We start from the raw sequence: 24,103 nt of genomic DNA, 5'->3' as shown, positions 1-24,103 counted from the left end.
GGCGCCTTGCAAGGCAGTGCCGCGCCCGGGATACGGGCGCGGCGGGGGGAGGTCACTTGTTGCCGTCGGGCACGAACACGTAGCCGACACCCCAGACGGTCTGGATGTAGCGGGGCTTGGACGGGTCGGGCTCGATCAGCCGGCGCAGGCGGGAGATCTGCACGTCGATGGAGCGCTCCAGGGCGTCCCACTCGCGGCCACGGGCGAGGTTCATCAGCTTGTCGCGGGTCAGCGGCTCGCGGGCGTGCTGGACCAGGGCCTTGAGCACGGCGAACTCACCGGTGGTGAGCATGTGCACGTCCTCGCCCTTCTTCAGCTCGCGGGTGGCCAGGGACAGCTCGTACTCGCCGAAGGTGACGCTCTCGTCGGCAGCGGCCGGGGCGCCGGGCACCTGGGGCGCCTGGCGGCGCAGCACGGCCTTGATCCGCGCCAGCAGCTCGCGCGGGTTGAACGGCTTGGCCAGGTAGTCGTCGGCGCCCAGTTCCAGGCCCTGGATACGGCTGGACTCGTCGCCCTTGGCGGTGAGCATGATGATCGGCACCTGGTTGTTCGACGCGCGCAGGCGGCGGCAGGCGGACAGGCCGTCCTCACCCGGCAGCATCAGGTCCAGGACCACGAGGTGGAACAGCTCGCGGGCCAGCAGGCGGTCCATCTGCTCGACGTTCTCCACCGCGCGCACGCGGTAGCCCTGCTCTTCGAAAAAGCGCTCGAGCAAGCGACGCAGACGCGCGTCGTCGTCGACGATCAGGATCTTTTCGCCCTCGGCATTGGGGATGCTGCTCATGTTCTCTCCTGGTTTCTCAAGCGCGGCATTATTACTCAGCACCGGTGTCGCGCGGCTCGACCATTGTTAGCAGATTTTTCCCCGAACGGTTCCCTGGCCAGTGCAACGGGGTGTTTATAATGCGCCGCTTGTTTCCCGGCCAGGGCCAGGCCCGGCCGGTCTTTCGTTGGTCATCAGGTGTGTCTTTTTCATATGGAAAGCATCAACAACCGTATCGCTGAAGAGCTGGGCGTGCGCCCGCAACAAGTCGCCGCCGCCGTCGCCCTGCTCGATGAAGGCTCCACCGTTCCCTTCATCGCCCGCTACCGCAAGGAAGTCACCGGCAGCCTGGACGACACCCAGCTGCGGACCCTGGAAGAGCGCCTGCGCTACCTGCGCGAGCTGGAGGACCGCCGTGGCGCGATCCTCGCCAGCATCGAGGAGCAGGGCAAGCTGACCCCGGAACTGGCCCGCGAGATCAAGCTGGCCGACACCAAGACCCGCCTCGAAGACCTTTACCTGCCGTACAAGCAGAAGCGCCGCACCAAGGGCCAGATCGCCCTGGAAGCCGGCCTCGGCGAGCTGGCCGACGCGCTGTTCGCCGACCCGACCCTGGCGCCGGAAACCGAAGCCGCGCGCTTCATCGATGCCGAAAAGGGCTTCGCCGACACCAAGGCCGTGCTGGAAGGCGCCAAGTACATCCTCATGGAGCGCTTCGCCGAGGACGCCACGCTGCTGGCCAGCCTGCGCGGCTTCCTCAAGGACAACGCCACCCTGACCGCCCGCCTGGTTCCCGGCAAGGAACAGGAAGGCGCCAAGTTCAGCGACTACTTCGAGCACGACGAGCCCCTCAAGGGCGCACCGTCGCACCGCGCGCTGGCGATCTTCCGCGGCCGCAACGAGGGCGTGCTCAGCGTCGCGCTGAAGGTCGGCGAGGAGCTGCCCGGCACCATGCACCCCTGCGAGGTGATGATCGGCGAGCGCTTCGGCGTGAAGGACCAGGGCCGCGCCGCCGACAAATGGCTGGGCGAGGTGGTGCGCTGGACCTGGAAGGTCAAGCTCTACACCCACCTGGAGACCGACCTGCTGGGTGAGCTGCGCGAAGGCGCCGAGACCGAGGCGATCAACGTCTTCGCCCGCAACCTTCATGACCTGCTGCTGGCTGCCCCGGCCGGCCCGCGCGCCACCCTGGGCCTGGACCCGGGCCTGCGCACCGGCTGCAAGGTCGCCGTGGTCGACGCCACCGGCAAGCTGCTGGAGACCGCCACCGTCTACCCGCACGTCCCGCACAACAAGTGGGATGACACCCTGGCCACCCTCGGCAAGCTCTGCGCCAAGCACGGCGTCGACCTGATCGCCATCGGCAACGGCACCGCCAGCCGCGAGACCGACAAGCTGGCCGGCGAGCTGATCAGCAAGATGCCGGGCCTGAAGATGACCAAGATCATGGTCAGCGAGGCCGGCGCATCGGTGTACTCGGCCTCGGAACTGGCCGCCAAGGAGTTCCCCGAGCTGGACGTGTCCCTGCGTGGCGCGGTGTCCATCGCCCGCCGCCTGCAGGACCCGCTGGCCGAACTGGTGAAGATCGAGCCGAAGTCCATCGGCGTCGGCCAGTACCAGCACGACGTCTCCCAGCTGCAGCTGGCACGCAGCCTGGACGCCGTGGTCGAGGACTGCGTGAACGCCGTGGGCGTGGACGTGAACACCGCCTCCGCCGCCCTGCTGGCGCGCATCTCCGGCCTCAACGCGACCCTGGCGCAGAACATCGTCGCCCACCGCGACGCCAACGGCGCCTTCAAGACCCGCGAAGAGCTGAAGAACGTCAGCCGCCTGGGCGAGAAGACCTACGTGCTGGCCGCCGGCTTCCTCCGCGTGATGAACGGCGACAACCCGCTGGATGCCTCGGCGGTGCACCCGGAGACCTACCCGCTGGTGCAGCGCATCGCCGAGGGCACCGGCCGCGACGTGCGCTCGCTGATCGGCGACTCCGCCTTCCTCAAGCGCCTCGACCCGGCCAAGTTCACCGACGAGACCTTCGGCCTGCCGACCGTCACCGACATCCTCAAGGAACTCGACAAGCCCGGCCGCGACCCGCGCCCGGAGTTCAAGACCGCCGAGTTCCAGGAAGGCGTCGAGAGCCTCAAGGACCTCAAGCCCGGCATGGTGCTCGAAGGCGTGGTGACCAACGTCACCAACTTCGGCGCCTTCGTCGACATCGGCGTCCACCAGGACGGCCTGGTGCACATCTCCGCGCTGTCGGAGAAGTTCGTCAAGGACCCGTACGAGGTGGTCAAGGCCGGTGACATCGTCAAGGTCAAGGTCATGGAGGTGGACATCCCGCGCAACCGCGTCGGCCTGTCCATGCGCATGAGCGACACCCCCGGCGAGAAGGTCGAGGGCCCGCGCGGCGGCGGTCGTCCGCAGGGCGGCCAGCGTCCCGATCGGGGTGCCCCGCGCCAGCAGCAGGCGGCACCGGCGAACAACGCCATGGCCTCGCTGTTCGCCAACGCCAAGCAGATCAAGAAGAAGTGAGCTGATGGAAGTCTCCGACCTGCACACCGCCAGCGCCTACAGCAAGCTGCTGGGCATCGAACCGGTCAGCCTGGGCGACGGCGTCGCCGAGGCGCGCCTGTCCATGGCCGAGCACCTGCGCAATCGCGGCCAGGTGATGCACGGCGGAGCCATCTTCTCGCTGCTCGACATCGCCATGGGCCTGGCCTGCACCAGCGTCCATGGCTTCGAGCGGCGCAGCGCCACGATCGAATGCAAGATCAACTACATCCGCCCCGTGGCCGAGGGTGACATCCTCTGCCGCGCGCGGGTGGTGCACGCCGGCTCGCGGACCCTGGTGGTCGAGGCCGATGTGCTGCAGGGCGACAAGCTGGTCGCTAAAGGGCAAGGCACCTTCGCCCAGCTGTAAGCGCCAGGACGGCGACGCTCTATTCTGGACGAAGCGACAACGCAGTCATGTCCGCCCCTTGTAGACCGACCAGTCCACCCTCATATTGGGGCGACTGTCCCTGGGACCCACAGGATTCCAAATTGAGCGACCTTCTCTCCCGCCGCCTGGCATTGCTGGGCGAGCGTGCCCACCTGTCCCTGCTGACCCAGTGCCTGCACGGCATCGAGCGCGAATGCCTGCGCGTCGACGGCAACGGCCAGCTGGCCCTGACCCCACACCCGGTGGCCGTCGGTTCCGCGCTGACCAACCCGCAGATCACCACCGACTATTCCGAGTCGCTGCTGGAGTTCATCACCCCCACCGAGCACGACCCGGCGGCGACCCTGGCGGACCTGGAGAAGATCCACCGCTTCACCTACCAGAAGCTCGACGGCGAGCTGCTGTGGAGCGCCTCGATGCCTGGCCGCCTGCCCAGCGAGGAGGTCATACCGATCGCCCGCTACGGCACCTCGCCCATCGGCCGCCTGAAGTACGTCTACCGCCGAGGCCTGGCCGTGCGCTATGGCAAGACCATGCAGTGCATCGCCGGCATCCACTACAACTTCTCCCTGCCCGAAGCCCTGTGGCCGCTGCTCAAGGAGGCCGAAGGCGATCCGCAGAGCGACCGTGACTTCCAGTCCGCGCGCTACATCGCGATGATCCGCAACTTCCGGCGCTACAGCTGGCTGCTGATGTACCTGTTCGGCGCGGCGCCGGCGCTGGACCAGAACTTCCTCCGCGGCCGCCCCCACGACCTCGACCGCCTCGACGCCGACACCCTGTTCCTGCCCTGGGCCACCAGCCTGCGCATGAGCGACCTGGGCTACCAGAACAATGCCCAGTCCGGCCTCACGCCCTGCTACAACAGCCTCGACAGCTACCTGTCGAGCCTGCGCCAGGCCGTGTCCACGCCCTACCCGCCCTATGCCGAGATCGGCACCAAGCGTGACGGCGAATGGGTGCAGCTGAACACCAACGTCATCCAGATCGAGAACGAGTACTACTCCTCGATCCGCCCGAAACGCGTCACCTACACCGGCGAGCGCCCGATCCAGGCGCTGATGGCCCGTGGCGTGCAGTACGTCGAAGTGCGCTGCCTGGACATCAACCCCTTCCTGCCGCTGGGCATCGACCTGGCCGAGTCGCGTTTCCTCGACGCCTTCCTGCTGTTCTGCGCCCTGCAGGACAGCCCGCCCCTGGCCGGCGGCGAGTGCCGCGACTGCACCGACAACTTCCAGCGCGTGGTCAAGGAAGGCCGTCGCCCCGGCCTGCACCTGCAGCGCAACGGCCAGGAGATCGGCCTCAAGGAATGGGCCTTCGAGCTGCTCGACCAGATCGCCCGCACCGCCGACCTGCTGGACCGCGCCCAGGGCGGCCAGGCCCATGCCGAAGCCCTGCAGGCCCAGCGCCTCAAGGTCGAGGACACCCGCCTCACGCCGTCGGCACAGGTGCTGGCCGAGCTGCGCGAACGTGGCGAGAGCTTCAGCGAGTTCTCCCTGCGCCAGAGCCGCCTGCACGCCGCGTATTTCCGCGCCGAGGCCCTGGCCCCGGACGACCAGGCTCGCCTCGAAGCCATGGCGCGCGAATCCCTGGAGGAACAGGCGCGCCTGGAAGCCGAGCCCGACGTCGACTTCGACACCTTCGTCGCCGCCTACCAGGCCAGCATCCTCGGCTTGCTGAGCAACTGACCCCCGCAGGAGCCCACCGCAACGGTGGGTTTCGCTGCGCTCTACCCACCCTGCGAAAGCCCAAACCCGCACGTGGAATGGCGTAGGGTGTACGACGCCTCGCCCAGCCACCGCGCGAGGCGGGGCCCGACGCCCCTGCGCCCGGCGCACGACACGCCGCAACCCGCCACCTAAAGCCACCCGCGCAGCCCTGCGCCCTGAAAAGGCGCGCCCCGTCACAAAACCGACAAGCTGGGGCTCGAAGCGGGACAGGCGGCCACCCGCGCCGGAAAACCGGCAGCTAGCATGAGCACAAATCCAGAGCCTGCGAGCTTTGCCCATGGCGGCCCCAGACGCCCACCCCCAAGACAGCCAGCAATGGAGCCTGGAAAGCCTCAACAAGGCCTACCAGCAAGGCTACATGGCGGGCCTCACCGGCCAGACGATCGACCAGCAACCCTACCCCGCCGAAGTCCTCGCCGCGGCCTGGGAAGCGGGTTGGGACGACGGCCACGACCAGTACGAGCTGCAGCGCCCCTCGCGGATCGCCTGAATCAGTCCTCGCGAAACGCCGCGTCCAGCGGAACCCGATAACCCGTCGCCAGCCGGTTGGTCTCGTTGGCCATGCCGATCACCGCCTGCAGCTCGCCGAACATCGCCTCGGTCATCCCCGCCTTGCGCGCCGCCGCCGTGTGCGAGCCGATGCAGTACGCGCAGTTGTTGGTGACGCTGACGGCCACGTAGAGCAGCTCCTTGGTCAGCGGGTCCAGCGCGCCGGGGGCCATCACCTGCTTCAGGCTCTCCCAGGTGCGGCGCAGGTTGTCCGGGTGCTGGGCCAGGGCCTTCCAGAAGTTGTTGACCTGGTCGACCTGGCGCGTCGCCATGATGTCGTCGTAGACGGCGCGGACTTCCGGACTGGCATGTTCATATTCGATCAAGTGCTTAGACGACATCGCGCATCCCCTTCTAAGTTATGAGTCAGCCAGTATAGGCAGAGCGCCCATACCGGCCCGGTCCCAACCATGGAGAAGGTCACGCATGTCGATACGCACCCTGGGCCGCCTGGCCCTCACCGCCTCACTGTCCCTGCCGCTGCTGGCCCAGGCCGCGCAACCCGGCCTCTGGGACACCTACGCCACCCTGAAAGCCAAGACCTGGGTCGACCTGACCCATGCCTACGACGAGCAGGTGCCGCACTGGAAGGGCTTCGAGAACGCCCAGCGCAAGACGCTCTACACCGTCGACAAGGACGGCTTCCAGGTGGACCTCTACACCCACGTCGGCCAGTGGGGCACCCATGTCGACCCGCCGGTGCACTTCCACAAGGGCCTGCGCGGCATCGACCAGATCGACGTGAAGGAACAGCTGCTGCCGCTGGTGGTGCTGGACATCCACCAGCAGGCGGCGAAGAACCCCGACTACGTACTGACCCTGGCCGACGTGAAGGCCTGGGAGGCCAAGCACGGCCCGGTGCCCGAAGGCGCCTTCGTGGCCCTGCGCAGCGACTGGTCCAAGCGCTGGCCGAGCCAGGAGAAGATCCAGAACGCCGACGCCCAGGGCGTGGCCCACTACCCGGGCTGGAGCAAGGAGGCGCTGGTCTACCTCTACGAGACCCGCAAGATCACCGCCTCCGGCCACGAGACCACGGACACCGACCCGGGCATCGCCACCAGCAAGGACGACTACTCCCTGGAGTCCTACATCCTCGGCAAGGACCACTACCAGATCGAGCTGCTGGCCAACCTGGACCAGGTGCCGGAAGCCGGCGCGCTGGTGGTCGTGAGCTTCCCGAAGATCGCCCGGGGCACCGGCTTCCCGGCGCGGGTGTTCGCGATACTGCCCTGATGGGGTGAGCGGGACTCCCCCCTGTGGGAGCGGCTTCAGCCGCGATGGGCCCTGCTCGGTGCCGGGCCCTTTCACGAGTCCACTGGAAGAGGGGCCTCGGAGCGGGCAGCCGTCGCTCACTCCAGACGTAGGGTGTGCTGCGCGCACCTGGAGCTCGCCGGAAGCACCGTGCGAAGGTGCGCACGGCACACTCTACGGCACGCGCCCTCAGTTCTGTAGGAGCAGCCTCAGAGCACCTTTTCGAAGATCTTCGAGTTGCGCTGGTAGTTGTAGAGCGAGGCACGTGCCGCCGGCAGGCTTTCCACGCCGCTGGGCTGGAACCCGCGCTCGCGGAACCAGTGCGCGGTGCGCGTGGTGAGCACGAAGAGGGTCTTCAGGCCCAGTGCACGGGCGCGGTCCTCGATGCGCTCCAGCAGCTCGTCGCCACGGCCGCCGTGGCGGTACTCGGGGTTCACCGCCAGGCACGCCAGCTCGCCCGCATCGGAGTCGGCGATGGGATAGAGCGCCGCACAGGCGATGATGTGGCCGTCGCGCTCGACGATGGTGAACTGGCCGATCTCGCGCTCCAGCACCTCGCGGGAGCGGCGCACGAGGATGCCCTGGTCCTCCAGCGGGGTGATCAGGTCGATCAGCCCGCCGACGTCGTCGATGGTGGCTTCGCGCAGGGACTCGAACTGCTCCTGGTCCACCAGGGTGCCGCCACCGTCGCGGGTGAACAGCTCGGTGAGCAGCGAGCCGTCCTCGGCATAGCTGACCATGTGGCTGCGCTTGACCCCGCTGCGACAGGCCTGGGCGGCGGCGTCCAGCAGCTCGGCCTGGTAGCTGTTGCCCAGCCGCACGAGGTGGCCGGGCACCTGTTGCGGGCGCAGTTCGCGCACCAGCTTGCCGGATTCGTCGATCAGCCCGCGCTCGCTGCCGAACAGCACCAGCTTGTCCGCGCCCAGGTCGATGGCGGCGCGGGTGGCGACGTCCTCGCAGGCCAGGTTGAAGATCTCCCCGGTGGGCGAGTAGCCCAGGGGCGAGAGCAGCACGATGGAGCGCTCGTCGAGCTGGCGGCTGATGCCCTTGCGGTCGATGCGGCGCACCTCGCCGGTGTGGTGGTAGTCGACGCCATCGACGACGCCTATGGGCCGCGCGGTGACGAAGTTGCCGCCGGTGACGCGCAGGCGCGAGCCCTGCATGGGCGAGGCGGCGATGTCCATGGACAGGCGCGCCTCGATGGCGATGCGCAGCTGGCCCACGGCGTCGATCACGCACTCCAGGGTCGGGCCGTCGGTGATGCGCAGGTCGCGGTGGAAGTGCGGGGTCAGCCCGCGCGCGGCCAGCCGCGCCTCGATCTGCGGGCGCGAGCCGTGCACCAGCACCAGGCGCACGCCCAGGCTGTGCAGCAGCACCAGGTCGTGGACGATGTTGCCGAAGTTCGGATGGGCGACGCCCTCGCCGGGCAGCATCACCACGAAGGTGCAATCCCGGTGGGCGTTGATATAGGGCGATGCGTGGCGCAGCCAGTTGACGTAGTCGTGCATGGATTCCGTGAGCCTGTGGACGTTGGCGAAATGAGCGGTGCTACTCCGGTAACGGAGTCGGGGGCGTCGCGTTTATCGTCGTCGCAGGAACATCAACGGATTCCCTCCTCGTCAGGCCTTGTCGGCGGGGTTCAGGCAGTAGTGCTGGATGAGCTGGCGCAGCAGCGCCACGGTAGGCTCGATGCGTGACAGTTCGAGGTGTTCATCGGGCTGGTGGGCACAGGCGATGTCGCCGGGGCCGAGCACCAGGGTCTCGCAGCCGAGCTGCTGAAGATACGGGGCTTCGGTGCCGAAGGCCACCGCTTCTGCGGCATGCCCGGTGAGACGTTCGGCCAGGCGTACCAGATCACTTCCGGCCGGCTCCTCGAAGGGCGGCACGGCGGGGAACAGGGGCTGGTAGTCGATGGCCACGCCATGGCGCTCGGCAAGTGGCGCCAGGCGCTGGCGGATGGCCGCGCGCAGCATCTCCGGCTCCATCCCCGGCAGCGGGCGCAGGTCGAACTCCAGGCTGCACTGCCCGCAGATGCGGTTGGGGTTGTCGCCGCCATGGATGCAGCCGAGATTGAGGGTCGGCTGCGGCACGTTGAACAGCGGGTTGTTGAACGTGCGCTGCCACTCGCCGCGCAGGGCCACCAGCGCGGCGATGCTCTCGTGCATCGCCTCCAGGGCGCTGCGGCCCAGGCTCGGGTCGGAGGAGTGGCCGCTCTGCCCGAGGATGTCGATGCGCTCCATCATCACGCCCTTGTGCAGGCGGATCGGCTTCAGCCCGGTGGGCTCGCCGATCACCGCGGCGCGGCCCAGCGGCTGCCCGGCGGCGGCCAGGGCACGGGCGCCGGACATCGAGCTCTCTTCGTCGCAGGTGGCCAGGACGATCAGCGGGCGGCGCAACGGCTGGTCACGCAGGGTGCGCACCGCCTCGATCACCAGGGGGAAGAAGCCCTTCATGTCGCAGCTGCCCAGCCCGTACCAGCGGTCATCGGCCTCGGTGAGCTGCAGCGGGTCGCTCTTCCACAGCGCGGCGTCGAAGGGCACGGTATCGCTGTGGCCGGCCAGCACCAGGCCGCCGGGTCCGCTGCCCAGGGTGGCCAGCAGGTTGGCCTTGCCGGGCGCCACCTGCTGCACCTCGCAACGGAAGCCCAGCTCGCCCAGCCAGGCCGCCAGCAGGTCGATCACCGCCTGGTTGGACTGGTCCCAGCCGGGCTGGGTGCAGCTCACCGAAGGCGCGGCGATCAGCGCGGCGAACTGGCTCTTCAGGTCTGGAACGGGCATCGGCTTTCTCCACGGACGAGGGCTCATCATAGGGACAACGCCCCGCCGGCGAAACCGCCCGGCAGGGCGCCTCGGCCTCCTGTAGACTTCACGGCCTCGGCAGCCATCCCGTGCTGCGATTGATAAAACTCCGGCCATGCAAAAAGAAACCGAAATCAAGCTCCGCGCCAGCCGCGAGACCCTCGAAGCCCTCCGCGACCACCCGCTGCTGAAGAAACGCAACAAGAGCGGCTGGGAGAAGCGCGAGCTCTTCAACCAGTACTACGACACCCCCGGGCGGGAGTTGTCCCAGGCCAAGGTCGCCCTGCGCCTGCGCCGCGACGGCGACCAGTTCATCCAGACCCTCAAGAGCCGTGGCCAGAGCGTGGCCGGGCTGTCCGAGCGCAACGAGTGGGACTGGTACCTGCCCAAGGCCAAGCTCGACCCGAAGAAGCTGGGTGACGACTGCTGGCCGGCCAGCCTCGCCGACCTGGACAAGAAGACCCTGGCACCGATCTTCACCACCGACTTCGTCCGCGAGCGCGCCGAGATCGCCTGGGGCCGTGGCAAGGCCAAGGTGGTGGTGGAAGCCGCCCTGGACCTGGGCAAGGTCATCGCCGGCAAGGCCGAGGAAGAAATCTGCGAGCTGGAGCTGGAACTGCGCCAGGGCGAGCCCGAGGCGCTGCTGGAACTGGCCCGCGAACTGGCCGCCGACCTGCCCCTGATGCCCTGCGACATCAGCAAGGCCGAGCGTGGCTACCGCCTGTTCGACGCCAACAGCTACAGCGTCGCCCTGCCGGCCCCGGTGCTGGACGCCGAGATGCCCCTGGACGACGCCATCGCCGCCATCGCCTGGCACCTGCTCGGCAGCAGCCAGCGCCTGGCCGAGCAATACCGCTTCAACGGCCACTGGAAGCTGCTCGGCGAATGGCTGCAGCAGCTGATCGACCTGCGCGCCCTGCTCGGCAGCCTCGGCCAGGCCGCGCCGCGCGCCAGCAGCCACGGCCTGCGCGAGGCCCTGGACGCCCTGATCGGCGACTGGCGCCCGCGCCTGGCCGCCGGCCAGGACGACGAGGCCGCGCGCCAGGCGGCGCCGCAGCAATTCGCCGATGAACTGGCCGGCACCCGCTGGGGCCTGTTCTCCCTCGACGCCTCCAGCTGGCTGCTGGCCCGCTCCTGGACCGTCGGCCGCAACGACCGTGGCAACCGCCAGGGCAAGGCCGCGCTGGGCAAGTGGCTGCCGCGCCTGCTGGGCGACGAAGCCCGCGACCTGCAGCTGGACCGCTACAAGCGCCAGCCCGAGGACCTCGCCGAGCAGCTGCCGCGCATCGAGCGCCTGCTGGTCTGGCTGCGCCTGGCCCGCAGCGTGCTGCTGGAGATCCCCGAGACCGACCGCTGCTACGGTGAGCTGAACAAGCTGGCCGAACTGGCCGGCCGGCCGATCGACGAGGAGGCCCTCGAAGCCCGCGTCAGCCAGGCCCACCGGGTGCTGACGCTGAAGAGCTGGAAGCAGCTGCTCAAGTGATGCGACCCGGCACCGCGCGCCCGCGCGGTGCCGACGAGGAACCCACCCGATGTTCAAGCAAAGCTTCCGATCCCTGCTCGGCACCTGGCTGACCGGCCTGCTGGCCCTCTTGCCCCTGGTGCTGACCCTGGCCCTGCTGGCCTGGATCGTCAGCCTGCTCAACCGCCTGGTGGGCCCCTCGACGCTGATCGGCCAACTGCTCGCCGCGCTCGGCCAGCCGTTTGCCAGCAGCCCGGTCCTGGCCTGGTTCGTCGGCACCCTGGTGCTGCTGGGCAGCCTCTATCCCCTGGGCCTGGCCGTGCAGCTGGGCCTGCGCCGGCCGCTGGCCTGGCTGTTCGACCAGACCCTGCGGCGCACCCCGCTGATCGGCAACGTCTACAACATCGCCGACCGCTTCGTCGGCATGCTCGACAAGGAAAAGAACGCCGACATCACCACCATGCAGCCGGTCTGCTGCTTCTTCGGTGGCGACGGCGCGGCGGTGCTCGCCCTGCAACCCAGCTCCGCGCCCATCGAACTGGAAGGCCGGCCCTACTGCGCCATCCTGGTGCCCACCGCGCCCATCCCGGTGGGGGGCGGCCTGCTCTACGTACCGGTGGACTGGGTGCGCCCGGCCGACATGGGGGTCGATGCGCTGACCAGCATCTATGTCTCCATGGGCCTCACTCCGCCCCCCACCGCCACGCCGCCCGACGCCTCGCGGAACTGATCCGCCGACGCGCTTGGCCAAGGCGCCGCCGCGCTGGTTACAATGCGCGCCCCGCTCTTCATTCGTCTGTCCGAGAGAGTCCGCCATGGTTTTCAAAGTGTTCGTAGATGGTCAGGAAGGCACCACCGGCCTCCGTTTGCTCGACTACCTGTCCGGCCGTGCCGACGTCGAGCTGCTGCGCATCGCCGATGACAAGCGCAAGGACCCGCAAGAGCGCGCACGCTTCCTCAATGCCGCCGACGTCGCCTTCCTCTGCCTGCCCGACGTCGCCTCCCGCGAGGCGGTGTCCCTGGTGACCAACCCGAACACCTGCATCATCGACGCCAGCACCGCCTTCCGCACCGACGACAACTGGGCCTACGGCCTGCCGGAACTGGCCGCCGGCCAGCGCGAGAAGATCCGCACCAGCAAGCGCATCGCCGTACCCGGCTGCCACGCCAGCGCCTTCATCCTCGCCGTGCGCCCGCTGATCGACGCCGGCCTGCTGCCCGCCGACTACCCGCTCTCGGCCTTCTCCCTCACCGGCTACAGCGGCGGCGGCAAGGGCATGATCGCCGAGTACGAGGCCGGCAACGACGCCAGGCTCATGAGCCCGCGCCCCTACGCCCTGGGCCTGGAGCACAAGCACCTGCCGGAAATGCGCGTCCAGGCCCGCCTGGCCCAGGCGCCGGTGTTCAACCCCATCGTCGGCCCCTTCCTCAAGGGCCTGGCCGTGACCGTGCCGCTCTATACCGAGCGCCTGGCACGCAAGGCCGGCGCCGCCGAGATCGCCGAGATCTACCGCCAGCACTACGCCGGCGAGCAGTTCGTGCGGGTGATGCCGGCCGGTGACGAGGGCAACCTCGACGGCGGCTTCTTCGACGTCCAGGGCTGCAACGACACCAACCGCGTCGACCTCTTCGTCTTCGGCTCCGCCGACCGCCTCAACCTGGTCGCGCGCCTGGACAACCTCGGCAAGGGCGCCGCCGGTGCCGCCGTGCAGTGCATGAACGTGCACATCGGCGCCGACGAGGCCACCGGCCTCAACGCCTGATCCGCACCCCCCTGAAAAAGCCCCGCCGATGCGGGGCTTTTTCATGGGTCAGTCCCGTGAATCGAGTGCATAAAACTCCTGGAGCTTGCGCTGCAGCAGCTCCTGATCCGGCAACTGGGTTCGATACTCGGCTACCAGCGCCGGAGACAGGGAACGGTTGAGGGCGTACTCCACCACCTCATCATCCTTGCTGGCACACAGCAGCACACCGATGGCGGGATGCTCGTGAGGCTTGCGTTCATCCCGGTCCAGAGCCTCCAGATAGAAATCCAGCTTCCCCAGGTATTCCGGCTCGAAACGCCCCACCTTGAGTTCGATGGCCACCAGGCAGTTGAGGCCTCGATGGAAGAACAGGAGATCGAGAAAGAAGTCACGGCCACCGACCTGCAACGGGTATTCGGACCCAATGAAGCAGAAGTCCCGCCCCAGCTCGATCAGAAAGTCCCGCAGGCGGAACAACAAGCCACGATGCAACTCCGCCTCGCCGTGCCCAGGGGACAAATCCAGGAACTCGAAGACATAGGCATCCTTGAAGGCATCTACGGCATCCGGTTGCCGTTGCCGCAGGGCTTTCGATGCGCTGACAGGCCTGTTCAGCGAGCGTTCGAACAATCCAGCCCGACACTGTCGTTCCAGTTCCCGGCTTGACCAGCGTTCCCGTATCGCCAGTCGCAGATAGAAACCGCGCTCCTCGGGGGTACGGCATTGGCCAAGCACGAGCAGATTATGGGTCCAGGGTATTTGTGACAGCAGCGCTGACACTATTGCCTCATCCGGCCAGGCATCGTGGAACTGGCGCATGCGGAACAGGTTGCGCCGGGTGAATCCGCGCAGCCCCGGCTGGGTGCGCGCCAGGTACTTCGCCAGTTGCTCGACGACCCCTTCGCCCCACTCCGACGACTCCAGCTTCTCGCTGATATGGCGCCCGATTCGCCAATAGAGCGTGATCAGTTCGGCATTGACCGATTGATAGGCACGCTGGCGGGCACTGGTGATCATCAGCGCGATGTCGCCAAAAGCGGTATCCAGCGTTGATCCTGGCGTGTTCATGACATGGCTCCTGGCTGATGAGCCAGTCACCATCGCGTACCTGTCATGGCACGGAAATGCGGCGCTCGCCGCACCATGCCCGGGGAACCGTCCCATACCTGTCGCTGGATCGCGCAGCGGCCCCAGGCGCGAACCCGCAAGGAGCGGCAGCCTATCGGCTGCCATCGCGAATGAATTCGCTCCCACGGGTACCTCCGTGCATCTCCCTACCCGCCCACCGGCAGGCTGGTGGTGGACTTGATCTCCGACAGGGCGACGATGGAGTTGACCTCCTGGATGCCCGGCACCAGCGACAGCTTCTCGAAGAAGAAGCGCTCGTAGGCCTCGATGTCCTTCGTGACGATGCGCAGCATGAAGTCCACCGCGCCCATCAGCACGTGGCACTCCAGCACCTCGGGGAAGCCCTGCATGGCTTCGGCGAACTCGGTGAGGTTGGAGCGGCCGTGGGCGTTGAGCTTCACCTGGGCGAAGATCTGCGCGTTGAGGCCGATCTTGCGCCGGTCCAGCAGGGTCACCTGGCGGCGGATCACGCCTTCCTCCTTGAGCCGCTGGATGCGCCGCCAGCAGGGCGACTGGGACAGGCCGATGCGCTCGGCGATCTCGGCGGTGGCGATGCCGGCGTCTTCCTGCAGCAGTTCGAGGATGCGGCGGTCGTAGGGATCGAGTTCGACAGGCATGAAAAACCTCAATAATCGGAAATCGAGGAAATTCTATTCCTCAATCAGGCTGAACAACCAATAAATAGGCAGAAATTCCCCCTCTGGCGCCCGGAAAATAGGCCGTCGCCTCCGGAGCCACGCCACCATGCTCGACCTCGACGAATCCTCCCGCATCACCCCGCCGCCGCCCTTCCCCACCGCCATGGCGCCGCGTGAGGACGTGTGGAGCAAGACGCAGCTGCCCGGCCAGGCGCGCACCCTGAGCTTCACCATCCTCGCCGAGGCCGACGCGGACATCCTCAGCCGCCTGCTCGCCTACTTCGCCCAGCTGCAGCTGGTGCCGCAGTGGCTGGAGTCGAGCCGCCAGGGCGACGAACTGCTGCTGCGACTGCACCAGGACGGCCTGACCCTGCACCGCGCCGAGGTGATCGCGCAGAAGATGCGCTCCCTGGTCAGCGTGTTTTCGGTGGATGTGCAGCCTGCGGCATCCTGACCGCGCCGTTCGGTGCACCCGGTCACGCAATGCCCTTCGCCCCGAGGCGCCGATTCGGGCATCCTGTGCACCCTCCACGGAAGAGTGCGTTGGCTACTCTTCCCTGACCGGGATCGCGTGACCAAGGAGCCTGCATGTCCGCTTTTGCCTCAGCCGCCCAGGATCGCTGGCTGGACCTCAACGACCTCCTGCGGGAGCTGGTGAACCAGGGCCGGATCGCCCAGGACACCGCCGAGCAGTGCATGGCGATTCGCCGCAGCGCGGTGAACAACCAGCAGCACCCGCTGGAATTCCTCGCCAGCCAGCAGGTCGACGACCTCAAGCGCCCCGGCAAGAAGCTCGACCTCGAAGCCCTGACCGTGTGGCTTTCCGAGTACGCCGGCCAGCCCTACCTGCGCATCGACCCGCTGAAGATCGACGTCGCCGCGGTCACCCCGCTGATGTCCTACGCCTTCGCCCAGCGCCACAAGATCCTCGCCGTGGCCGCCGACAGCGAGAGCGTCACCATCGCCAGCGCCCAGCCCTTCGTGCACAGCTGGGAGGGCAACCTCACCCACGTGCTCAAGCGCCCGATCAAGCGCATCGTCGCCAACCCGGCGGACATCCAGCGCTTCACCGTGGAGTTCTACCGCCTGGCCAAGTCGGTCAGCGGCGCCAATGCCGTGGACCAGAAGATCAGCGGCGTCGGCAACTTCGAACAATTGCTGAAACTGGGGGCGAACGACCAGGAACCCGACGCCAACGACGCGCATATCGTCAACATCGTCGACTGGCTGTTCCAGTATGCCTACCAGCAGCGCGCCAGCGACATCCACATCGAGCCGCGCCGCGAACAGGGCACCGTGCGCTTCCGCATCGACGGCGTGCTGCACACCGTCTACCAGTTCCCGCCCCAGGTGACGATGGCCATCGTCAGCCGCCTGAAGAGCCTCGGCCGCATGAACGTGGCGGAGAAGCGCAAGCCCCAGGACGGCCGGGTCAAGACCAAGACCCCGGAGGGCGGCGAGGTGGAACTGCGCCTGTCCACACTGCCCACCGCCTTCGGCGAGAAGATGGTGATGCGCATCTTCGACCCCGAGGTGCTGCTCAAGAGCTTCGACCAACTGGGCTTCTCCCAGGACGACCTGAAGCGCTGGCAGAGCATGACCAACCAGCCCAACGGCATCATCCTGGTCACCGGCCCCACCGGCTCGGGCAAGACCACCACGCTCTACACCACGCTCAAGCAGCTGGCCACCAGCGAGGTGAACGTCTGCACCATCGAAGACCCCATCGAGATGATCGAGGGCGCCTTCAACCAGATGCAGGTGCAGCACAACATCGACCTGACCTTCGCCAGCGGCGTGCGCGCGCTGATGCGCCAGGACCCGGACATCATCATGGTCGGCGAGATCCGCGACCTGGAAACCGCCGAGATGGCCATCCAGGCGGCGCTCACCGGCCACCTGGTGCTCTCCACCCTGCACACCAACGACGCCCCCAGCGCCATCACCCGCCTGCTGGAACTGGGCGTGCCCTACTACCTGCTGCGCGCCACCCTGCTCGGGGTCATGGCCCAGCGCCTGGTGCGCACCCTGTGCCCGCACTGCAAGGCGCCCATCGAGCTGGAAGAAGAGGACTGGCAGAACCTCACCCGCCCCTGGAGCGCACCGCTGCCCACCGGGGCGCACCGCGCCGTGGGCTGCCTGGAATGCCGCGACACCGGCTACCGGGGCCGTGCCGGGGTCTACGAGATCATGCTGCTGTCGGATTCGGTGAAGAGCTACATCACCGCCGACACCGACCTGGTCGGCCTGCGTCGCAACGCCTTCAAGGAAGGCATGCGCAGCCTGCGCCTGTCCGGCGCGCAGAAGGTCGCCGCCGGCCTCACCACGGTCGAGGAAGTGCTGCGGGTCACCCCGCAGAGCGAACAGAAGTAACCACCGCCGCCCGGCGCAGAATCCGGGCGGATAACCGAGAAAGGCCGCTGCCGGCACTCACCTACAGGGAACAGTCATGGGCATCACCACAGTCGTACTCCTCTTCGTCGCGCTCGCCGTGGCCATCGTCTTCATGGGCTTCAAGGTCGTGCCCCAGGGCTACGAGTGGACGGTGGAGCGCTTCGGCCGCTACACCAACACCCTCAAGCCGGGCCTGAACATCATCGTCCCGGTGATGGACCGCATCGGCCGCAAGCTCAACGTCATGGAGGCGGTGCTGGACATCCCCCCGCAGGAAGCCATCAGCGCCGACAACGCCATCGTCGAGATCGACGCCGTGTGCTTCTTCCAGGTGATCAACGCGGCCCAGGCGGCCTATGAGGTGAACAACCTCGAGCACGCCATCCGCAACCTGGTGATGACCAATATCCGCACCGTGCTCGGCTCCATGGAGCTGGACGCCATGCTCAGCCAGCGCGACGCCATCAACGAGCGCCTGCTGCGCACCGTCGACGAGGCCACCGCGCCCTGGGGCATCAAGGTCACCCGCATCGAGATCAAGGACATCAGCCCGCCCGCCGACCTGGTCGAAGCCATGGCCAGCCAGATGAAGGCCGAGCGCCTGAAACGCGCGCAGATCCTCGAGGCCGAAGGCTCCCGCTCCGCCGCCATCCTCACCGCCGAGGGCCACAAGCAGGCGGAAATCCTCCGCGCCGAGGGCGAGCGCGCCGCCGCCTTCCTCGAAGCCGAGGCCCGCGAACGCGCCGCCCAGGCCGAAGCCGAGGCGACCCGCGTGGTGTCCCAGGCCATCGCCAACGGCAACGTGCAGGCGGTGAACTACTTCGTCGCGCAGAAATACGTCGAGGCCCTGGGCAGCCTGGCCAGCGCCAACAACAGCAAGGTGATCCTCATGCCGCTGGAGGCCAGCCAGGTGATCGGCTCGGTGGGCGGCATCGGCGAGATCGTCAAGGCCACCTTCGGCGACAAGAAGGTCTGACCATGCTCGGTTACCTGCAGACCCTGTCCTTCTGGGACTGGCTGGCCCTGGGCACCCTGCTGCTGATCCTCGAAGTCTTCGGCGCCGGCGGCTACCTGCTGTGGATCGGCCTCGCCGCCGCTGCGGTCGGCGCCCTCACCTTCATCGTGCCGGGCATCCCGTGGGAGGTGCAGTTCCTCCTCTTCGGCGTGCTCTCGGTGTGCACCGCCGTCTACTGGTGGCGCCGCCAGCGCAGCGCCGCCAAGCCCTCCGACCAGCCGGGGCTGAACCGCCGGGGCCAGGAGTTCGTCGGCCGCCAGTTCGCCCTGCACCAGGCCATCGAAGGCGGGCGCGGCAAGATCAAGGCCGGCGACTCGGTGTGGCTGGTGGTCGGTCCCGACCTGCCCGCCGGCGCCCAGGTGCGCGTCATCGGCCAGGACGGCGTGCTGCTCAAGGTGGAACCGGTCAGCACCAGCTGAACGAAGGGGACGCATCGGTATTGCATGGGGCCCATGGCTAACGTCCAATAGCGGCCTCATGCCAAGGAGCCGTCCATGTCGCGTCCCGCCACCCCTCGCAAACCCCGCGCCAGCAGCCAGCTGCGCATCGCCGGGATTCTCGACGCCGCCCGCGCGCTGCTGGCCGAGGAAGGCGTGGCCAACCTGTCGATCTACAGCGTGGCCGAGCGCGCGGAGATGCCGCCCTCCTCCGTCTACCACTTCTTCGCCAGCGTGCCGGCGATCCTCGAAGGCCTCACCGCCGAGGTGCACGCCGCCTTCCGCGCCTGCCTGCAGGAGCCGGTGGAGCATGCGCGCCTGGGCAGCTGGCGCGACCTCTCGCGCCTGGTGGAAGAACGCATGCTGGCGATCTACGCCGCAGACACCGCCGCGCGCCAGCTGATCCTGGCCCAGCACGGCCTCACCGAAGTGACCCAGGCCGACCGCCAGCACGACATCGAGCTGGGCCGCCTGATGCACCGCCTGTTCGAGCGCCACTTCGAACTGCCGGCGCTGCCGGGCGACCTCGACGTCTTCGCCCTGGCCATGGAGCTGGGCGATCGCGTCTATGCCCGTTCGGTGCAGCTGCACGGCGAAATCACCCCGCGCTTCGCCGAGGAAGGCATGCGCGTCTTCGATGCCTACCTCGGCCTCTACCTGCCGCCCTTCCTGCCCAAGCGTGCAGCCGTGCTGGCGGACGCACTCTGAAGCCTTCGATTTTTATCCGATAAATAACCGATAACAATCGGCAATTTCGGGCTATATTCTGCTTTAGCGTTAAATAACCACTTTTAAAGCAGATTATTATCGACTATAAGGTCGCCATCCGGGCGACTCACGCCCGCTCATCGACAGCAATCGTCCTGACGAGGTGTCTCCATGTCCCGCATCGTTACCGTCGCCGCCACCCAGATGGCCTGCTCCTGGGATCGCGCCGCGAACATCGCCAACGCCGAGAAACTGGTGCGCCAGGCCGCCGCCAGGGGCGCGCAGATCATCCTCATCCAGGAGCTGTTCGAGACCCCCTACTTCTGCCAGAAGCCCAACGCCGACTACCTGCTGCTGGCCACCGCCACCGAGACCAACGCCGCCATCGCCCACTTCCAGAAGGTCGCCGCCGAACTGCAGGTGGTGCTGCCCATCAGCTACTTCGAGCTGGCGGGGCGCGCGCGCTTCAACAGCATCGCCATCATCGACGCCGACGGCCGCAACCTCGGCGTGTACCGCAAGAGCCACATCCCGGACGGCCCCGGCTACCACGAGAAGTACTACTTCAACCCCGGGGACACCGGCTTCAAGGTGTGGAACACCCGCTACGCGCGCATCGGCGTGGGCATCTGCTGGGACCAGTGGTTCCCCGAGTGCGCCCGCAGCATGGCGCTGCTGGGCGCCGAGATTCTCTTCTACCCCACCGCCATCGGCAGCGAGCCCCACGACGCCAGCATCACCTCGCGCGACCACTGGCAGCGCGTGCAGCAGGGCCACGCAGGCGCTAACCTGATGCCCTTGGTGGCGTCGAACCGCATCGGCCGCGAGGAGCAGGACGGCTACGACATCACCTTCTACGGCTCCTCCTTCATCGCCGATCAGTTCGGCGCCAAGGTCGAGGAACTGAACGAGACCGAGGAAGGCGTGCTGGTCCACAGCTTCGACCTCGACGCTCTGGAACGTACCCGCAGCGCCTGGGGCACCTTCCGCGACCGTCGCCCGAACCTGTACGGCCCGCTGAAGACCCTGGACGGCTCCCTGGAGTCCTGACACCCCTTTCCAGTGGGCCCCGCCAATGCGAGGCCCACTCAACAGCCACCGCAGCGCCCCTCGCCGGGCGACCACAGGTAATCCCCATGAAACCTCTGAACAGCACACCCCGCGCCGATGGCTTCCGCATGCCGGCCGAGTGGGAGACCCACAGCCGCACCTGGATGGTCTGGCCCGAGCGCCCGGACAACTGGCGCCTCGGCGGCAAGCCCGCGCAGGCGGCCTTCACCGCCGTGGCCCGCGCCATCGCCCGCTTCGAGCCGGTGACCGTGTGCGTCAGCGCCGGCCAGTACGAGAACGCCTGCCAGCGCCTGGACGAGCCGAACATCCGCGTGGTGGAAATCACCACCGACGACGCCTGGGTGCGTGACACCGGCCCCACCTTCGTGACCAACGACACGGGTGAAGTGCGCGGCGTGGACTGGGCCTTCAACGCCTGGGGCGGCTTCGACGGCGGCCTCTACTCGCCGTGGAACCGCGACGACCAGGTGGCCTCGAAGATCCTCCGCATCGAAGGCTGCCAGGGCTACCGCACCGAGGGCTTCGTGCTGGAAGGCGGCTCCATCCACGTGGATGGCGAAGGCACCCTGATCACCACCGAGGAATGCCTGCTCAACCGCAACCGCAACCCGCACCTGAGTCGCGAGGAGATCGAGGCGGTGCTGCGCGACCACCTGGCGGTGGACAGCGTCATCTGGCTGCCGGATGGCCTCTACAACGACGAGACCGACGGCCACGTCGACAACTTCTGCTGCTACGTGCGCCCGGGCGAAGTGCTGCTGGCCTGGACCGACGACCCGGCCAACCCCAACTACCCGCGCTGCCAGGGGGCGATGAAGGTGCTGGAGGCAGCCCGTGACGCCAAGGGCCGCCAGCTGGTGGTGCACAAGATGCCGATCCCCGGCCCGCTCTACGCCACGGACGAGGAATGCGCCGGCGTCGACCTGGTGGCCGGCACCCAGGAGCGCGACCCGTCGATCCGCCTGGCCGGGTCCTACGTCAACTTCCTGATCGTCAACGGCGGCATCATCGCGCCAAAGTTCGACGACCCCAAGGACGCCGAGGCCGAAGCCATCCTCAAGCGCCTGTTCCCGCAACATGAAGTGGTGATGGTGCCCGGCCGCGAGATCCTCCTCGGCGGCGGCAACATCCACTGCATCACCCAGCAGCAGCCGGCACCGCAGACGCGCTGAGCCGAACCCGGATGAACGAAGCCCCGCGAACGCGGGGCTTTTTGTGGGTGCGGCGGGGGTAGTCCCGTGTAGGGTGGACCACGCTTCACCGGTCCACCATCGGCGTCACCTGCGCCACCGCTGGTGGACGTAAAGAGCGACGTCCACCCTACGCCCCGGTAGCGCACCGCGCGCCTTCGCGAATGAATGCGTTCCCACGCGGATCGGGTTGTAGGAGCGAATTCATTCGCCCAAGGATCGCCCAGCGATCCCCAAACGAACGAGCCCCCGCAAACGCGGGGGCTCTTCATGTCGGTACAAGGCACGTTCATGTGGGAGCGCATTCATCCGCGAAGGATCGCGCCGCGATTCCCGCCTCTCCCCCACGATCACACCCCGTTGCCTCACAGCTTGGCGATGGACACCTCGGTGGACTTCACGAAGGCGATCACCTCCGAGCCGATGCCCAGCTCCAGCTCGCGCACGGAACGGGTGGTGATCACCGAGGTGACGATGCCGGCGGCGGTCTGCACGTCGATCTCCGAGAGCACCGGGCCTTCGATGATTTCCTTGATGGTGCCCTTGAACTGGTTGCGGACGTTGATGGCTTTGATGGTCATGGCGTTTTCTCCTGGGGTCGAAAATGAGCTGTAAGCCAGAAGCTGAAAGCTGGAAGCGGACTGCGTGCTTCAGGCTTCCGGCTTCGAGCTTCCGGCTGCTCTCAGAGCGCCCAACGCAACTGCGTGGGCAGGGGTGAAAAGGGTTCCGGCTCCGGTGGCGAGGCGGGTTGCGACAGCACCCGCTCCAGCACCTCGGCCTCCAGTGCCGCCAGCCGGGCCGAACCACGGGCGCGGGGGCGGTGCAGTTCCACGGCCAGGTCGAGGCCGACCTCGCCGTCTTCGATGAGGATCACCCGGTCGGCGATGGCCACGGCCTCGCTGACGTCGTGGGTGACCAGCAGCACGGTGAAGCCGTGCTTCTGCCAGAGGCGTTCGATCAGTTGCTGCATCTCGATGCGGGTCAGCGCATCCAGCGCGCCCAGCGGTTCGTCCAGCAGCAGCAGGCGCGGTTCGTGGATCAGGGCGCGGGCCAGGGCCACGCGCTGCTTCTGGCCACCTGACAGCGCCGCCGGCCATTCCTGGGCGCGGTCGGCCAGGCCCACGGCCTCCAGGGCTTCCAGGGCCTTGGGCCGCCAGTTGCCGGAAAGGCCGAGGCCGACGTTGTCGATCACCCGTTTCCACGGCAGCAGGCGGGCGTCCTGGAACATCAGCCGGGTGTCTTCGCGGGCATCTTCCAGCGGTGCGGAGCCGGCCAGCAGTTCGCCACGGGAGGGCTTGTCCAGCCCGGCCAGCAGGCGCAGCAGGGTGCTCTTGCCGCAGCCACTGCGGCCGACCACGGCGACGAACTGGCCGGCGGGGATCAGCAGGTCGATGTCCTTGAGCACTTCGCGCTCGCCGAAGGACTTGCCGATGCTGCGGATCGCCAGCGGGATGCCGCGCTTCAGGCGTTGCGGCGTGGACAGGGCATTCATGCCGCACCTCCCTTGGCCTGGTACGCCGGGTGCCAGCGCAGCCACAGGCGCTCCAGGCCACGGGCGGCGACGTCGGCCAGCTTGCCGAGCACCGCGTAGAGCAGGATCGCCAGCACCACCACGTCGGTCTGCAGGAACTCGCGGGCGTTCATCGCCAGGTAGCCGATGCCGGAACTGGCCGAGATGGTCTCGGCGACGATCAGGGTCAGCCACATGAAGCCGAGGGCGAAGCGCACCCCCACCAGGATCGAGGGCAGCGCGCCGGGCAGGATCACCTGGCGGAACAGGCCGAAGCCGGAGAGGCCGTAGCTGCGCGCCATTTCCACCAGCGCCGGGTCGACGTTGCGGATGCCGTGGTAGGTGTTGAGGTAGATGGGGAACAGGGTGCCGAGGGCGACGAGGAAGATCTTCGCCGACTCGTCGATGCCGAACCACAGGATCACCAGCGGAATCAGCGCCAGGTGCGGCACGTTGCGGATCATCTGCACCGAGCTGTCGAGCAGGCGCTCGCCCCATTTCGACAGACCGGTGATGAAGCCCAGCAGCAGGCCGAGGCCGCCACCGATGGCGAAGCCGATGCCGGCGCGCCAGCCGCTGATGGCCAGGTGGGTCCAGATCTCGCCACTGGCCACCAGTTGCCAGCCGGCGGTGACCACGGCGCTGGGCGCCGGGAGGATGCGGGTGGAGAGCAGGCCGGTCTCGACGGCGATCTGCCAGGTGGCCAGCAGCACGAAAGGCAGTGCCCAGGGCGCCAGGCGCTGGAGGATTGACTGGAAATTCATCTCGGCGTC

General features: G+C 67.7%; 24 protein-coding genes. 15 read left to right on the top strand and 9 right to left on the bottom strand.

Annotation, left to right across the window (positions count from 1 at the left end; translation table 11 throughout):
* Positions 1–52: 52 nt before the first annotated feature.
* Positions 53–823 carry an osmolarity response regulator transcription factor OmpR gene (gene ompR, locus ACYJSS_RS03180; protein WP_371921684.1) on the bottom strand — a complete coding sequence of 257 codons (771 nt, stop codon included), beginning with the start codon at positions 821–823 and terminating at the stop codon, positions 53–55.
* A gap of 153 nt (positions 824–976) precedes the next feature.
* On the opposite strand from ompR, the gene ACYJSS_RS03175 reads away from it, so the two are divergent.
* The 4 genes from ACYJSS_RS03175 (at position 977) to rmf (ending at position 5,924) form a co-directional block, all read left to right on the top strand.
* A complete protein-coding gene (locus ACYJSS_RS03175; protein ID WP_111260804.1) occupies positions 977–3,295 on the top strand; it encodes a Tex family protein in 2,319 nt (772 codons plus the stop codon).
* A 4-nt stretch (positions 3,296–3,299) separates the two neighbouring features.
* A complete protein-coding gene (locus tag ACYJSS_RS03170) occupies positions 3,300–3,683 on the top strand; it encodes a PaaI family thioesterase (protein ID WP_111260805.1) in 384 nt (127 codons plus the stop codon).
* Positions 3,684–3,805: 122 nt separating this feature from the next.
* Complete coding sequence (gene gshA, locus ACYJSS_RS03165; RefSeq protein WP_111260806.1) at positions 3,806–5,392, top strand: glutamate--cysteine ligase; 1,587 nt, start codon at positions 3,806–3,808, stop codon at positions 5,390–5,392.
* 319 nt (positions 5,393–5,711) lie between these two features.
* Positions 5,712–5,924 carry a ribosome modulation factor gene (rmf, locus tag ACYJSS_RS03160; protein ID WP_111260807.1) on the top strand — a complete coding sequence of 71 codons (213 nt, stop codon included), beginning with the start codon at positions 5,712–5,714 and terminating at the stop codon, positions 5,922–5,924.
* A gap of 1 nt (position 5,925) precedes the next feature.
* Here rmf and ACYJSS_RS03155 read toward each other — a convergent pair whose 3' ends face one another.
* Positions 5,926–6,324: a carboxymuconolactone decarboxylase family protein gene (locus ACYJSS_RS03155; protein ID WP_111260808.1), complete on the bottom strand. Its 399-nt coding sequence runs from the start codon at positions 6,322–6,324 to the stop codon at positions 5,926–5,928.
* A gap of 85 nt (positions 6,325–6,409) precedes the next feature.
* Here ACYJSS_RS03155 and ACYJSS_RS03150 point away from each other — a divergent pair, with 85 nt between their 5' ends.
* Positions 6,410–7,216, top strand: coding sequence for a cyclase family protein (locus ACYJSS_RS03150; RefSeq protein ID WP_111260809.1), 807 nt, complete (start codon positions 6,410–6,412; stop codon positions 7,214–7,216).
* 227 nt (positions 7,217–7,443) lie between these two features.
* On the opposite strand, the gene argA is transcribed toward ACYJSS_RS03150, so the two are convergent.
* Both argA and argE read right to left on the bottom strand, forming a co-directional pair.
* Complete coding sequence (argA, locus tag ACYJSS_RS03145) at positions 7,444–8,742, bottom strand: amino-acid N-acetyltransferase (protein WP_111260810.1); 1,299 nt, start codon at positions 8,740–8,742, stop codon at positions 7,444–7,446.
* A gap of 111 nt (positions 8,743–8,853) precedes the next feature.
* On the bottom strand, positions 8,854–10,011 hold the full coding sequence (argE, locus tag ACYJSS_RS03140) for an acetylornithine deacetylase (RefSeq protein WP_111260811.1): 1,158 nt from the start codon (positions 10,009–10,011) through the stop codon (positions 8,854–8,856).
* Between the two features lie 136 nt (positions 10,012–10,147).
* Between argE and ACYJSS_RS03135 the strand changes: the two genes are divergently transcribed.
* The 3 genes from ACYJSS_RS03135 to argC all read left to right on the top strand — a co-directional run bounded on the left by ACYJSS_RS03135 (position 10,148) and on the right by argC (position 13,257).
* Positions 10,148–11,515, top strand: coding sequence for a CYTH domain-containing protein (locus ACYJSS_RS03135; protein WP_111260812.1), 1,368 nt, complete (start codon positions 10,148–10,150; stop codon positions 11,513–11,515).
* A gap of 49 nt (positions 11,516–11,564) precedes the next feature.
* Positions 11,565–12,224, top strand: coding sequence for a DUF502 domain-containing protein (locus ACYJSS_RS03130; protein ID WP_236204392.1), 660 nt, complete (start codon positions 11,565–11,567; stop codon positions 12,222–12,224).
* A gap of 85 nt (positions 12,225–12,309) precedes the next feature.
* On the top strand, positions 12,310–13,257 hold the full coding sequence (gene argC / locus ACYJSS_RS03125) for an N-acetyl-gamma-glutamyl-phosphate reductase (RefSeq protein WP_111260814.1): 948 nt from the start codon (positions 12,310–12,312) through the stop codon (positions 13,255–13,257).
* Between the two features lie 48 nt (positions 13,258–13,305).
* Here argC and ACYJSS_RS03120 read toward each other — a convergent pair whose 3' ends face one another.
* Positions 13,306–14,307 carry a PDDEXK nuclease domain-containing protein gene (locus tag ACYJSS_RS03120; RefSeq protein WP_111260815.1) on the bottom strand — a complete coding sequence of 334 codons (1,002 nt, stop codon included), beginning with the start codon at positions 14,305–14,307 and terminating at the stop codon, positions 13,306–13,308.
* 206 nt (positions 14,308–14,513) lie between these two features.
* The gene (locus ACYJSS_RS03115; RefSeq protein ID WP_111260816.1) at positions 14,514–14,984 is read right to left on the bottom strand and encodes an Lrp/AsnC family transcriptional regulator; all 471 of its coding nucleotides are present in this window, start codon (positions 14,982–14,984) and stop codon (positions 14,514–14,516) included.
* 127 nt (positions 14,985–15,111) lie between these two features.
* Between ACYJSS_RS03115 and ACYJSS_RS03110 the strand changes: the two genes are divergently transcribed.
* The 7 genes from ACYJSS_RS03110 (at position 15,112) to aguA (ending at position 21,802) form a co-directional block, all read left to right on the top strand.
* Positions 15,112–15,459, top strand: a complete 348-nt coding sequence (locus tag ACYJSS_RS03110; protein WP_178082936.1) for a hypothetical protein — start codon at positions 15,112–15,114, stop codon at positions 15,457–15,459.
* Positions 15,460–15,593: 134 nt separating this feature from the next.
* Positions 15,594–17,378, top strand: coding sequence for a GspE/PulE family protein (locus ACYJSS_RS03105; RefSeq protein WP_021222853.1), 1,785 nt, complete (start codon positions 15,594–15,596; stop codon positions 17,376–17,378).
* 76 nt (positions 17,379–17,454) lie between these two features.
* Positions 17,455–18,375 carry an SPFH domain-containing protein gene (locus ACYJSS_RS03100; protein WP_021222852.1) on the top strand — a complete coding sequence of 307 codons (921 nt, stop codon included), beginning with the start codon at positions 17,455–17,457 and terminating at the stop codon, positions 18,373–18,375.
* 2 nt (positions 18,376–18,377) lie between these two features.
* Positions 18,378–18,833: an NfeD family protein gene (locus ACYJSS_RS03095; RefSeq protein WP_111260817.1), complete on the top strand. Its 456-nt coding sequence runs from the start codon at positions 18,378–18,380 to the stop codon at positions 18,831–18,833.
* A 75-nt stretch (positions 18,834–18,908) separates the two neighbouring features.
* On the top strand, positions 18,909–19,559 hold the full coding sequence (locus ACYJSS_RS03090) for a TetR/AcrR family transcriptional regulator (protein ID WP_111260818.1): 651 nt from the start codon (positions 18,909–18,911) through the stop codon (positions 19,557–19,559).
* A 171-nt stretch (positions 19,560–19,730) separates the two neighbouring features.
* Positions 19,731–20,609 carry an N-carbamoylputrescine amidase gene (gene aguB / locus ACYJSS_RS03085; protein WP_111260819.1) on the top strand — a complete coding sequence of 293 codons (879 nt, stop codon included), beginning with the start codon at positions 19,731–19,733 and terminating at the stop codon, positions 20,607–20,609.
* Positions 20,610–20,695: 86 nt separating this feature from the next.
* A complete protein-coding gene (gene aguA / locus ACYJSS_RS03080; RefSeq protein ID WP_111260820.1) occupies positions 20,696–21,802 on the top strand; it encodes an agmatine deiminase in 1,107 nt (368 codons plus the stop codon).
* A gap of 383 nt (positions 21,803–22,185) precedes the next feature.
* On the opposite strand, the gene ACYJSS_RS03075 is transcribed toward aguA, so the two are convergent.
* The 3 genes from ACYJSS_RS03075 to ssuC form a co-directional block, all read right to left on the bottom strand.
* Entirely contained in the window at positions 22,186–22,401 is a 216-nt protein-coding gene (locus ACYJSS_RS03075) for a TOBE domain-containing protein (protein ID WP_003455791.1), read from the bottom strand.
* Between the two features lie 101 nt (positions 22,402–22,502).
* Positions 22,503–23,312 carry an aliphatic sulfonates ABC transporter ATP-binding protein gene (gene ssuB, locus ACYJSS_RS03070; RefSeq protein ID WP_111260821.1) on the bottom strand — a complete coding sequence of 270 codons (810 nt, stop codon included), beginning with the start codon at positions 23,310–23,312 and terminating at the stop codon, positions 22,503–22,505.
* Entirely contained in the window at positions 23,309–24,094 is a 786-nt protein-coding gene (ssuC, locus tag ACYJSS_RS03065) for an aliphatic sulfonate ABC transporter permease SsuC (protein WP_111260822.1), read from the bottom strand. Before ssuC ends, ssuB begins: the two co-directional genes overlap by 4 nt.
* Positions 24,095–24,103 lie beyond the last annotated feature (9 nt).

The sequence above is a fragment of the Pseudomonas sp. No.21 genome (assembly GCF_054558415.1).
This window is presented reverse-complemented; position numbering and strand designations above follow the sequence as displayed.

Excerpts from the sequence above, each read along its gene's own strand:
- ACYJSS_RS03110 (WP_178082936.1), top strand. The coding sequence starts at position 15,112 with ATGCTCGACCTCGACGAATCCTCCCGCATCACCCCGCCGCCGCCCTTC.
- ACYJSS_RS03105 (WP_021222853.1), top strand. The coding sequence starts at position 15,594 with ATGTCCGCTTTTGCCTCAGCCGCCCAGGATCGCTGGCTGGACCTCAAC.
- ACYJSS_RS03095 (WP_111260817.1), top strand. The coding sequence starts at position 18,378 with ATGCTCGGTTACCTGCAGACCCTGTCCTTCTGGGACTGGCTGGCCCTG.
- ACYJSS_RS03075 (WP_003455791.1), bottom strand. The coding sequence starts at position 22,401 with ATGACCATCAAAGCCATCAACGTCCGCAACCAGTTCAAGGGCACCATC.
- argC (WP_111260814.1), top strand. The coding sequence starts at position 12,310 with ATGGTTTTCAAAGTGTTCGTAGATGGTCAGGAAGGCACCACCGGCCTC.
- ACYJSS_RS03100 (WP_021222852.1), top strand. The coding sequence starts at position 17,455 with ATGGGCATCACCACAGTCGTACTCCTCTTCGTCGCGCTCGCCGTGGCC.
- ACYJSS_RS03135 (WP_111260812.1), top strand. The coding sequence starts at position 10,148 with ATGCAAAAAGAAACCGAAATCAAGCTCCGCGCCAGCCGCGAGACCCTC.
- ssuC (WP_111260822.1), bottom strand. The coding sequence starts at position 24,094 with ATGAATTTCCAGTCAATCCTCCAGCGCCTGGCGCCCTGGGCACTGCCT.
- ACYJSS_RS03090 (WP_111260818.1), top strand. The coding sequence starts at position 18,909 with ATGTCGCGTCCCGCCACCCCTCGCAAACCCCGCGCCAGCAGCCAGCTG.
- ACYJSS_RS03130 (WP_236204392.1), top strand. The coding sequence starts at position 11,565 with ATGTTCAAGCAAAGCTTCCGATCCCTGCTCGGCACCTGGCTGACCGGC.
- ACYJSS_RS03170 (WP_111260805.1), top strand. The coding sequence starts at position 3,300 with ATGGAAGTCTCCGACCTGCACACCGCCAGCGCCTACAGCAAGCTGCTG.
- rmf (WP_111260807.1), top strand. The coding sequence starts at position 5,712 with ATGGCGGCCCCAGACGCCCACCCCCAAGACAGCCAGCAATGGAGCCTG.
- aguB (WP_111260819.1), top strand. The coding sequence starts at position 19,731 with ATGTCCCGCATCGTTACCGTCGCCGCCACCCAGATGGCCTGCTCCTGG.
- argA (WP_111260810.1), bottom strand. The coding sequence starts at position 8,742 with ATGCACGACTACGTCAACTGGCTGCGCCACGCATCGCCCTATATCAAC.
- ACYJSS_RS03155 (WP_111260808.1), bottom strand. The coding sequence starts at position 6,324 with ATGTCGTCTAAGCACTTGATCGAATATGAACATGCCAGTCCGGAAGTC.
- ACYJSS_RS03150 (WP_111260809.1), top strand. The coding sequence starts at position 6,410 with ATGTCGATACGCACCCTGGGCCGCCTGGCCCTCACCGCCTCACTGTCC.
- argE (WP_111260811.1), bottom strand. The coding sequence starts at position 10,011 with ATGCCCGTTCCAGACCTGAAGAGCCAGTTCGCCGCGCTGATCGCCGCG.
- aguA (WP_111260820.1), top strand. The coding sequence starts at position 20,696 with ATGAAACCTCTGAACAGCACACCCCGCGCCGATGGCTTCCGCATGCCG.
- ssuB (WP_111260821.1), bottom strand. The coding sequence starts at position 23,312 with ATGAATGCCCTGTCCACGCCGCAACGCCTGAAGCGCGGCATCCCGCTG.
- ACYJSS_RS03120 (WP_111260815.1), bottom strand. The coding sequence starts at position 14,307 with ATGAACACGCCAGGATCAACGCTGGATACCGCTTTTGGCGACATCGCG.
- ACYJSS_RS03175 (WP_111260804.1), top strand. The coding sequence starts at position 977 with ATGGAAAGCATCAACAACCGTATCGCTGAAGAGCTGGGCGTGCGCCCG.
- ACYJSS_RS03115 (WP_111260816.1), bottom strand. The coding sequence starts at position 14,984 with ATGCCTGTCGAACTCGATCCCTACGACCGCCGCATCCTCGAACTGCTG.